General features: G+C 52.0%; 9 protein-coding genes and 3 tRNA genes. 5 read left to right on the top strand and 7 right to left on the bottom strand.

Annotated elements, in window-relative coordinates:
• Nucleotides 1–66 precede the first annotated feature (66 nt).
• Both ygfZ and Q9J80_RS05500 read right to left on the bottom strand, forming a co-directional pair.
• The gene (ygfZ, locus tag Q9J80_RS05505) at nt 67–915 is read right to left on the bottom strand and encodes a CAF17-like 4Fe-4S cluster assembly/insertion protein YgfZ (RefSeq protein WP_304672794.1); all 849 of its coding nucleotides are present in this window, start codon (nt 913–915) and stop codon (nt 67–69) included.
• 34 nt (nt 916–949) lie between these two features.
• A complete protein-coding gene (locus Q9J80_RS05500) occupies nt 950–1,312 on the bottom strand; it encodes a RidA family protein (protein ID WP_002217102.1) in 363 nt (120 codons plus the stop codon).
• A 74-nt stretch (nt 1,313–1,386) separates the two neighbouring features.
• Here Q9J80_RS05500 and ybaK point away from each other — a divergent pair, with 74 nt between their 5' ends.
• From ybaK to Q9J80_RS05485, 3 genes are all read left to right on the top strand, one after another.
• Nucleotides 1,387–1,866, top strand: coding sequence for a Cys-tRNA(Pro) deacylase (gene ybaK / locus Q9J80_RS05495; protein WP_304672791.1), 480 nt, complete (start codon nt 1,387–1,389; stop codon nt 1,864–1,866).
• A gap of 173 nt (nt 1,867–2,039) precedes the next feature.
• Nucleotides 2,040–2,720, top strand: a complete 681-nt coding sequence (locus Q9J80_RS05490; protein ID WP_301673760.1) for a DnaJ domain-containing protein — start codon at nt 2,040–2,042, stop codon at nt 2,718–2,720.
• A gap of 1 nt (nt 2,721) precedes the next feature.
• A complete protein-coding gene (locus Q9J80_RS05485; RefSeq protein WP_301673761.1) occupies nt 2,722–3,597 on the top strand; it encodes a DMT family transporter in 876 nt (291 codons plus the stop codon).
• 209 nt (nt 3,598–3,806) lie between these two features.
• Here Q9J80_RS05485 and aspA read toward each other — a convergent pair whose 3' ends face one another.
• The 5 genes from aspA to Q9J80_RS05460 form a co-directional block, all read right to left on the bottom strand.
• Nucleotides 3,807–5,204, bottom strand: a complete 1,398-nt coding sequence (aspA, locus tag Q9J80_RS05480; RefSeq protein WP_301673762.1) for an aspartate ammonia-lyase — start codon at nt 5,202–5,204, stop codon at nt 3,807–3,809.
• Nucleotides 5,205–5,351: 147 nt separating this feature from the next.
• The gene (locus tag Q9J80_RS05475) at nt 5,352–5,924 is read right to left on the bottom strand and encodes a hypothetical protein (RefSeq protein ID WP_301673763.1); all 573 of its coding nucleotides are present in this window, start codon (nt 5,922–5,924) and stop codon (nt 5,352–5,354) included.
• A gap of 229 nt (nt 5,925–6,153) precedes the next feature.
• Nucleotides 6,154–6,244 (bottom strand) — tRNA-Ser (locus Q9J80_RS05470).
• A 37-nt stretch (nt 6,245–6,281) separates the two neighbouring features.
• A tRNA-Leu gene (locus Q9J80_RS05465) sits at nt 6,282–6,368 on the bottom strand.
• A gap of 32 nt (nt 6,369–6,400) precedes the next feature.
• Nucleotides 6,401–6,487 (bottom strand) — tRNA-Leu (locus tag Q9J80_RS05460).
• Between the two features lie 88 nt (nt 6,488–6,575).
• Between Q9J80_RS05460 and rnr the strand changes: the two genes are divergently transcribed.
• Together rnr and Q9J80_RS05450 are read left to right on the top strand one after the other, a co-directional pair.
• On the top strand, nt 6,576–8,930 hold the full coding sequence (rnr, locus tag Q9J80_RS05455; protein ID WP_301673764.1) for a ribonuclease R: 2,355 nt from the start codon (nt 6,576–6,578) through the stop codon (nt 8,928–8,930).
• Between the two features lie 21 nt (nt 8,931–8,951).
• Nucleotides 8,952–9,137 (top strand): hypothetical protein, encoded by a 186-nt coding sequence (locus Q9J80_RS05450; protein ID WP_301673765.1) that lies wholly within the window; start codon nt 8,952–8,954, stop codon nt 9,135–9,137.
• Nucleotides 9,138–9,151: the final 14 nt, after the last annotated feature.

Below are 9,151 nucleotides of genomic sequence, written 5' to 3'. Positions count from 1 at the left end.
CATCCTTTCGTTTAGTCTCAATGCTGATAACTTGATTATTCCTCCACCTTATTTCTGTCATATTTCTCATCTAAAGAAGGAATGAACCGCTTTGAAGATACCGCCGTTTGGGACGGTCAGTTCTTTTTGTGCGGCGGAGAATTTAATTACGGCAAGGGCGGTAAAGTTTTCCGAACCTTTAACGCAGTCGAGTACGATGCCGGCCTCTTCGCCGTCCGCCGTCAGCAGGATGCCCGCTTCGGCTGCCGAGTTTCCCGACAACACCGCCAAGCCGCGTTTGACCTGACCGCGATATTGGGCGCGCGCGATGATTTCCTGACCGGGGTAGCAGCCTTTTTTGAAGTGTACGCCGCCGATGATGTGCTGGTTGAGCATTTGGGCGACGGCGGTTTCTTTGGTAGCCGCGCATATCCACGGATAACCGCTGCGGATTTCGTGCAGCCGCCACGCGTTTTCGGCGGCGGCATCATAAGGGGGCAGGGCGTTTTTGGGGGCAATGTGCAAAATGCCCCGATGAGGCAGGACGACGGAACAGATGCCGTCTGAAACGCATCCGGCGGTAAAGGCGAGACTGGGTTCTTGCGCGGCAAGCGGTTCGGCGGATGCTTCCAATTCCGCGCCGACGGCGTAATCTTCAAGGATTTCAAAAACAACTTTGGCACGCAACACAAACATCCGCAGGCGTTTGACCGTTGCTTCAAGCAGGTCTTGCGCCATAATCAGTAGCAAATCGCTGCCTCGGTTGACAACAATCATATTGGCGATGACGCGGCCTTTGGGCGTGTTGTAAGTCGCATAACACGCCTGCCCGGTCTGAAGATTATTGATGTCGTTGGAAAGCTGTCCGTGCAGGAAGGTTTGGCGGTCTTCGCCGCTGACGCGTGTCACGCCGAAAAAGGGCAGTAAGGTTTTCATCATTTGCGTACTCTGAAATATAAAGGAAATCTGTTTATGCGGTTGCCGCATCTTTCTTCACAGCGGTTATTTTGATTTCGACACGCCACTCCGGACGGGCGAGCCGCGCTTCCACGCAGGCGCGGGCGGGCGTTCTGCCGGCGGCAACCCAAGCGTCCCACACGCCGTTCATTTCCGCATAGTCGCCCATATCGCGCAGATAGATGACCGCATCCAAAACGTGTGCCTTGTCCGAGCCGCATTCCGCCAGCCAGCGGTCGATTTGGGCAAGCACGTCGGCAGTCTGTTCGGCAGCCGTTTCACCGTTTTCGGGAACCATGCCGGAGAGGAAAATCAAGCCGTTTGCGCCGACGGCTTCGGAATAGCGGGGCGTTGTGCCGAAATATCGGATATCCATATCGGTTTCCTTCGATAAAGGGGATATATGGTAACATTGCGCTTGACCGATTTCCACGTTTTGCATGACGAAAAATGAGTAAACACACTTATCCGATAACACCTGCCGTGCGCGTTTTGCGTGAAAACGGCATCGAATTTGAACCTTTTACCTATGCCTATGAGGAACACGGCGGCACGGCGCAGTTTGCCCGACTGTTCGGCAAAGACGAACACTTGGTCATTAAAACCATTGTTTTGCAAGATGAAAACGGCAAGGGGCTGATTGTCTTGATGCACGGCGACAAACAGATTTCAACCCGCAATCTGGCGCGGCATTTGGGTGTGAAACACATCGAACCCGCCACGCCCGCACAGGCAAACAAGTGGACGGGCTATCTGGTCGGCGGCACAACGCCGTTCGGCATCAGGACAAAGTTGGATATTTACGTCGAACAGTCGGTGATGGATTTGGAAACCATCTATATCAACGGCGGAAAACGCGGGTTCATTATCGGCATCCGTCCCGGAGATTTAAATATTTTGAACCCGAAAACAATACAGGCGGCGGTTTGACGGGGAAGTATAGTGGATTAACAAAAACCGGTACAGCGTTGCCTCGCCTTAGCTCAAAGAGAACGATTCTCTAAGGTGCTGAAGCACCGAGTGAATCGGTTCCGTACTATTTGTACTGTCTGCGGCTTCGTCGCCTTGTCCTGATTTTTGTTAATCCTCTATAAAGGAGCAATATGGACAAAGATTTGTATGCCGTATTGGGCGTGTCGCCGCAGGCGGGGGCGGACGAAATCAAACGCGCCTACCGCAAGCTGGCGATGAAATACCATCCCGACCGCAATCCGGGCAATCCGCAGGCGGAAGAAAAGTTCAAAGAAATCCAACGGGCTTACGATACGCTTTCCGACCTGTCGAAACGGACGCAATGCGACGCGTCCTTCAGACGGCATAATGAACGCGGGCGGCAGGAAGAGGCATTCCGCCGCGAACAGGCGCGCAGGGAGCAGTTTTACCGCGAACAGATGCGCCGCGAACAGGCGTTTGAACGGCAGGCTTCACGTTCGCGCCATGCTTACGAACCGTCCAGCGGCGGAAGCGGGCGCAACTATGTCCTCGCCGCCTACATCCTGTTCGGTTTGGGTGCAATTATGCAGTTCATGCCCATAGTCGGCGTGATTCTCGCCTATATGAAACGGAACAGTTTGGACGGCATTGCCTATGCCGCGCATACCGAATACCTGATTAAAACCTTTTGGCGCACATTTTGGCTTTATCTTTTGGGCGCGCTGACTGCCCGTTTCGGCATCGGCGTACTGATTATTATTGCAACGACCGTCTGGTATTTCTACCGCATCATCGCCGGCTTTATCCGCTTCAACGACGGCAGGGCGGTTGCACCCGAGAAATGGATATAGTATGGCTTACCTGTTAATCAGCATCGTGTTCAGCGTGTCGGTTTCCATTTTGCTGAAAATGGCAAGGAAGAAAAAAATCGACATCGCGCAGGCGGTCGCCGTCAATTATGTCGTCGCGGTCATACTGACTTTGCTGGTATTGAAGCCGGATGTCGGCAATATCGGCGCATTTTTGCCGACATGGTGGCTGTTTGCCGCTTTGGGCGTGCTGCTGCCGTCCGTATTTGTCATTATGGGCAAATCCGTAGAAGCCGCAGGTATCGTCAAATCCGACGCGGCGCAGCGTTTGTCGCTGTTTTTGCCGATTGTTGCCGCCTTGACGCTGTTTGGCGAAAAACTCAGCGAAGGCAAACTGATCGGGCTGTGCCTCGCATTTGCCGCGCTGTTCTGCCTGCTTTGGAAAAGCGACAGCGGCAAAAAATCAGGCAGCGCGTGGCGGCAGGCGGCCTTGCTGCTGGGCGTGTGGGCGGGTTACGGGATTATCGACATCCTGTTCAAACAGCTTGCCAAAAGCGGCACGGCATTTTCAGGCAACCTGCTGATTGCATTTGTGCTGGCGGGTGTGCTGATGTTTGCCTGCCTGTTTGCCAAATCGGTCAGATGGCGCGTTGAGAGTGTGGTTGGCGGCATACTCTTGGGCGGTTTGAATTTTATGAATATCGTAACCTACATCACCGCGCACCAAATGATGAAGGACAATCCGACCTTGGTTTTTGCAGGTATGAATATCGGCGTGATTGTTTTGGGGACGCTTTCGGGCGCACTGTTTTTTAAGGAAAAAATCAACACAATCAATACGGCGGGAATCGTGTTGGCACTGTGTTCCATCGCCTGCCTGTTTTATTGGGCGGAAGTCAAGGCACTGTTCGGCATATAATCCCGCGCGTCCGTATACCGCGCGGGCGCGTTTTAAGGAATGGTTTTAAATAATTGTTTTTTTATTAATAAGATAGATTTTTGCCCGAAGGGAAATAACCGGCTTTTTCCGACAAACCGCCGGAATCGGGTGGCGGCTAAAACAGCATTGAATGCCGAAAATGCCGTCTGAAGCAGCATCCCTTCTTCAGACGGCATTTGCCTGCAACGTTACAGATGGGGGTTCATCAGGTTTTCAGGAGAGAGGATGCGGTTGAGTTCTTCTTCACTCAACAGCCCGCGTTCCAAAACGACCTCACGCACGCCTTTGCCGGTTTGGGCGCAGATTTTGCCGACCAAATCGCCGTTGTGGTGTCCAATATACGGATTCAGATAAGTAACCAACCCGATGGAGTTGAAGACATACCGCTCGCAGATTTCTCGGTTGACCGTAATGCCTTTGACGCATTTTTCGGCGAGGTTGACGGCGGCATTGCCCAAGAGGGAAATCGTTTCAAACATACATTGGGCGATGACCGGCTCCATCACGTTTAATTGCAGTTGCCCGGCTTCGGCGGCGAAGGTAATCGTCGTGTCGTTGCCGATGACTTTGAAGCAGACTTGGTTGACGACTTCGGGAATCACGGGATTGACTTTGGCGGGCATAATGGAAGAACCGGCCTGCAATTCGGGCAGGTTGATTTCTTTCAAACCGGCGCGCGGGCCGGAAGAAAGCAGGCGCAAGTCGTTGCAGATTTTGGAGAGTTTGACCGCCGTGCGTTTCAATGCGCCGTGTACCATCACATATGCGCCGCAGTCGGAGGTTGCTTCGATCAGGTTTTCAGTCAGTTTGCAAGGCAAGCCGCTGACTTCGGAGAGTTTTTTGACCACCAGTTCGGCGTAGCCTTTGGGCGTGTTCACGCCCGTGCCGATTGCCGTTGCGCCCAAATTGACTTCCAAGAGCAGTTGGCGCGTGCGGTCAAGGTTGAGGATTTCCTCTTCCAGCAACACTTGGAAAGATTGGAATTCTTGTCCCGCCGTCATCGGTACGGCATCTTGAAGCTGGGTGCGCCCCATTTTCAAAACGTCTTTAAATTCTTCGGCTTTGGCGGCAAAGGCGTTTTTCAATACGGTCAGTTTTTCCAGCAATTCGCCGATGCTGTAATACACGGCAAGGCGGAAGCCCGTAGGATAGGCATCGTTGGTGGATTGGCTGGCGTTGACGTGATCCATCGGATTGACGATGTCGTAGCGGCCTTTCTCATATCCCAAGGCTTCCAATGCAAGGTTGGCGATGACTTCGTTGGTGTTCATATTGACCGAAGTACCTGCGCCGCCCTGATACACGTCGGACGGGAATTGGTCGAGGCAGCGGTTGTTCAGCAGAACTTCGTCGCAAGCCTTTTCAATGGCGGCGGCGATTTCGGGTTTTACTGCACCCAATTCTCCGTTTGCCTGCGCGGTCGCTTTTTTGACCATCACCATACTGCGGACAAACTGCGGCACGTCGGAAATTTTTTGTGTGGAAATTTTAAAGTTTTCAATGGCGCGCAGCGTGTGGATGCCCCAATATACTTCGGCGGGAATCTCGCGGTCGCCCAATAAGTCGTGTTCGGTACGGACAGTCATGTTTTTACCTTTGTAAGTCGGATAATTAATATTGAAAAAATGCGTCATCGGAAAGATGCCGCAGCAGGACGAACACTATACCAGTTGGGCGGTATTGTCTATGGTGTTTTCAAGAACAATGCCGTCTGAACGCAGAAGTGCCGCGTCTTAAGGATGCTGCTCCGGCAGGTCTGCCAGCGTTTTCCGCGCCATCGTCGCACCGAGGTTATGGCGGTGCAGCCCCAAAACGATGCCCGTCCACACACCGCGTCCGCTCGGGCCGGTCAGCAGCGCAACGCCTCCGGTCAGCCATTGGTAGAGGGAATGCGGAAGCACATGGACGGAATATGCCGCATCATGCCTGCCGCGATAACGGACACGCCCGAACGCACCATAAACAACCAGTTCCTTATCATCAATATAAACCGATTTGCACGTCGTCAGGGCATACCACCAACGCTCCATGCGCCACATCCAAAACACGGCAAAACCCGCCGTCAAGACGCTGTAAACCGAATCGGATACGGGAGGAACACCCCATTCGAGCAACTGGTTTCCGCCGCCTATCCAAAGCAGCAGACCAAAAAACAGCGCAAGCAGCGGCTGAAACAACCTGCCGCGCAGAACGGAATGCCGGAACAGCAGCCCTTCGCCCGCAACAGAAACCCCGAACGGCAAATCACGTTTTAAGGTTCTGATGTATTCTGAAAGGTTGGTCGGATTGGAATGCGGTGCAGCCATATCGGTTTTCGGTTTGCAGCATGTGGAACAATGCCGTTTGAAGGGGTACACCTTTTGAGTCCTTACAGGCTTAGGAAGAGGGTAAAACATACCGCAAAACATACCATAAAAACGGTAACGGATAGTTGTAAACGGTTGATGACGATTATAGACAATAACGGATTTTCCCAATGAAATTATTGTTTGAATAATAAAAAATCCCAAACTGTAAAAGTTTGGGATTCGTATTTGGCAGAGAGGAAGGGATTCGAACCCTCGATACGCTATTCACGTATACACGCTTTCCAGGCGTGCGACTTAAACCACTCATCCACCTCTCTAATGGCGGAATTTATCCTTAACAGGATAAATTATTATTGGTGCCCAGGAGAAGACTCGAACTTCCACACCCGTGAGGATACTAGCACCTGAAGCTAGCGCGTCTACCAATTCCGCCACCTGGGCAATATAAATATCTAAATAAAGCAAAGCATGATTGGTGCCCAGGAGAAGACTCGAACTTCCACACCCGTGAGGATACTAGCACCTGAAGCTAGCGCGTCTACCAATTCCGCCACCTGGGCTTTGCTTTATTTACTGTTTTGCGGTACAGTGTCCTTCCGCAAAGAAGTCGCTATTATATAGGTCATAAAAAGAATGTCAACGGTCAAAATGAATAAAAATATTAAATATTTAAATTTACGGGAAAAAGACCCGTTTTTGAGTCGAGAGAAACAGCGTTATGAACATCCCTTGCCAAGTAGGGAATGGATAATCGAATTGTTGGAGCGCAAAGGTGTGCCTTCAAAAATCGAATCGCTTGCACGCGAGCTGTCGATTACGGAAGACGAGTATGTCTTTTTTGAACGTCGTCTGAAAGCGATGGCACGGGACGGTCAGGTTTTAATCAACCGTCGCGGTGCGGTCTGCGCGGCGGACAAATTGGATTTGGTCAAATGCCGTGTCGAGGCACATAAAGACGGTTTCGGCTTCGCCGTACCGCTCACACCCACCAAAGACGGCGATTTTGTTTTATACGAACGCCAAATGCGTGGCATCATGCACGGCGACATTGTTACCGTCCGCCCTGCCGGTATCGACCGCAGAGGCCGCCGCGAAGGTACGGTTTTGGATATTGTAGAACGCGCGCAAAGCAAAGTTGTCGGCCGTTTCTATATGGATAGGGGCGTGGCGATTTTGGAGCCGGAAGACAAGCGTCTGAACCAAAGCATCGTGTTGGAACCGGACGGCGTGGCGCATTTCAAACCCGAAATCGGTCAGGTCATCGTCGGCGAAATCGAGACTTATCCTGAGCAAAACCGCCCAGCCGTAGCGAAAATCATTGAAGTATTGGGCGATTATGCCGACAGCGGCATGGAAATCGAAATTGCCGTGCGCAAACACCATTTACCACACCAATTCAGCGAAGCGTGTGCCAAAGCCGCGAAAAAAATTCCCGACCATGTACGCAAAAGCGATTTGAAAGGCCGCGTCGATTTGCGCGACCTGCCTTTGGTAACGATAGACGGCGAAACGGCGCGCGATTTCGACGACGCGGTGTTTGCCGAAAAAATCGGACGCAATTACCGTCTGGTCGTGGCGATTGCCGATGTCAGCCATTATGTCCGCCCCGATGACGCTATCGACACGGACGCTCAGGAACGCAGCACCAGTGTTTACTTCCCACGCCGCGTGATTCCGATGCTGCCGGAAAACCTGTCCAACGGCATCTGCTCGCTCAATCCCGATGTCGAGCGTTTGTGTATGGTGTGCGATATGGTCGTTACCTATGCGGGCAATATCAAAGAATACCGCTTCTATCCCGCTGTGATGCGCTCTCATGCCCGCCTGACCTACAACCAAGTTTGGAAATGGATTTCAGACGACCTCGACCATCCGCACAAAGCCCAAATCGACACACTCTACAAACTCTTCAAAATCCTTCAGAAAAAACGCTTTGAACGCGGTGCGGTGGAGTTTGAAAGCGTCGAAACCCAAATGCTTTTCGACGACAACGGCAAAATTGAAAAAATCGTCCCCGTCGTCCGCAATAATGCCCATAAGCTAATTGAAGAATGTATGCTGGCGGCGAATGTTTGCGCGGCGGATTTTCTGTTGAAAAACAAGCATACGGCTTTGTTCCGCAACCATTTGGGTCCCACACCCGAAAAACTCGCCACCCTGCGCGAGCAGCTCGGTCTGTTGGGGCTTCAACTTGGCGGCGGCGACAACCCGTCGCCGAAAGACTATGCCGCACTTGCCGAACAATTCAAAGGCAGGCCCGATACCGAATTGCTGCAAGTGATGATGCTGCGCTCCATGCAGCAGGCAGTTTACGAACCGCATTGCGAAGGGCATTTCGGTTTGGCTTATGAAGCATACGCTCACTTCACCTCCCCCATCCGCCGCTATCCCGACCTGACCGTACACCGCGCCATCAAAGCCGTGTTGAACCAGCAAACCTACACGCCAAACAAGAGTTGGCAGGCTTTGGGCATGTATACCTCGTTCTGTGAGCGCCGTGCCGACGACGCCAGCCGCGACGTAGAAAACTGGCTGAAAACCTATTATATGCGCGATAAAGTCGGCGAAATATTCGAAGGCAAAATCTCCGGCATGACCAACTTCGGCCTCTTCGTTACCTTGGACGGCATCCACATTGACGGCTTGGTACACATCAGCGATTTGGGCGAAGACTATTTCAACTTCCGCCCCGAAATCATGGCAATCGAAGGCGAACGCAGCGGCATCCGTTTCAATATGGGGGACAGGGTTGCCGTCCGGGTCGCGCGCGCCGATTTGGATGACGGAAAAATCGATTTTGTCCTGATTACGGGTGGCACGTCCGGCAGAAAGTATTCCGGAAAAAACAAAATACCCAATGCGGAACCCAAAAGGAAAAAAGCCAAACCATCCAAGAAAAATGCCCCGTCAAACGGCAAATTGGAAAAAGGCGGGAAAGAGCAGGAGGGGAAAAGTAAAAAATCCGTTTCCATCAAAATAAAGAAAGCCAAGAATAACCGCTAATCCGTATCGAGGAAGTTGCCGATGCGGTCGAACTTGACCTTTTTCCAATCCGATTTCCCCATTCTGTTTACGCTTGTGCGCAATGCAGAACGCTATTTTGCCGACGATTCCAATACGTTGGTGATGAAAACCCGTCAGTTTGCCAAGCTGACGGCGAAAACCGTGGCGGCAAACTATGGACTGGCGGAGTCGGAAAACGGTTCGTAGTCGGATCTGCTCAA

This window comes from Neisseria blantyrii (assembly GCF_962747855.1).
Taxonomy (GTDB): domain Bacteria; phylum Pseudomonadota; class Gammaproteobacteria; order Burkholderiales; family Neisseriaceae; genus Neisseria; species Neisseria viridiae.
This window is presented reverse-complemented; position numbering and strand designations above follow the sequence as displayed.

What these genes read in the sequence shown, in the direction of transcription:
- Q9J80_RS05450 (WP_301673765.1), top strand. Translation starts at nt 8,952, where the DNA reads ATGCGGTCGAACTTGACCTTTTTCCAATCCGATTTCCCCATTCTGTTT.
- ybaK (WP_304672791.1), top strand. Translation starts at nt 1,387, where the DNA reads ATGAGTAAACACACTTATCCGATAACACCTGCCGTGCGCGTTTTGCGT.
- Q9J80_RS05475 (WP_301673763.1), bottom strand. Translation starts at nt 5,924, where the DNA reads ATGGCTGCACCGCATTCCAATCCGACCAACCTTTCAGAATACATCAGA.
- ygfZ (WP_304672794.1), bottom strand. Translation starts at nt 915, where the DNA reads ATGAAAACCTTACTGCCCTTTTTCGGCGTGACACGCGTCAGCGGCGAA.
- rnr (WP_301673764.1), top strand. Translation starts at nt 6,576, where the DNA reads ATGAATAAAAATATTAAATATTTAAATTTACGGGAAAAAGACCCGTTT.
- Q9J80_RS05490 (WP_301673760.1), top strand. Translation starts at nt 2,040, where the DNA reads ATGGACAAAGATTTGTATGCCGTATTGGGCGTGTCGCCGCAGGCGGGG.
- Q9J80_RS05500 (WP_002217102.1), bottom strand. Translation starts at nt 1,312, where the DNA reads ATGGATATCCGATATTTCGGCACAACGCCCCGCTATTCCGAAGCCGTC.
- aspA (WP_301673762.1), bottom strand. Translation starts at nt 5,204, where the DNA reads ATGACTGTCCGTACCGAACACGACTTATTGGGCGACCGCGAGATTCCC.
- Q9J80_RS05485 (WP_301673761.1), top strand. Translation starts at nt 2,722, where the DNA reads ATGGCTTACCTGTTAATCAGCATCGTGTTCAGCGTGTCGGTTTCCATT.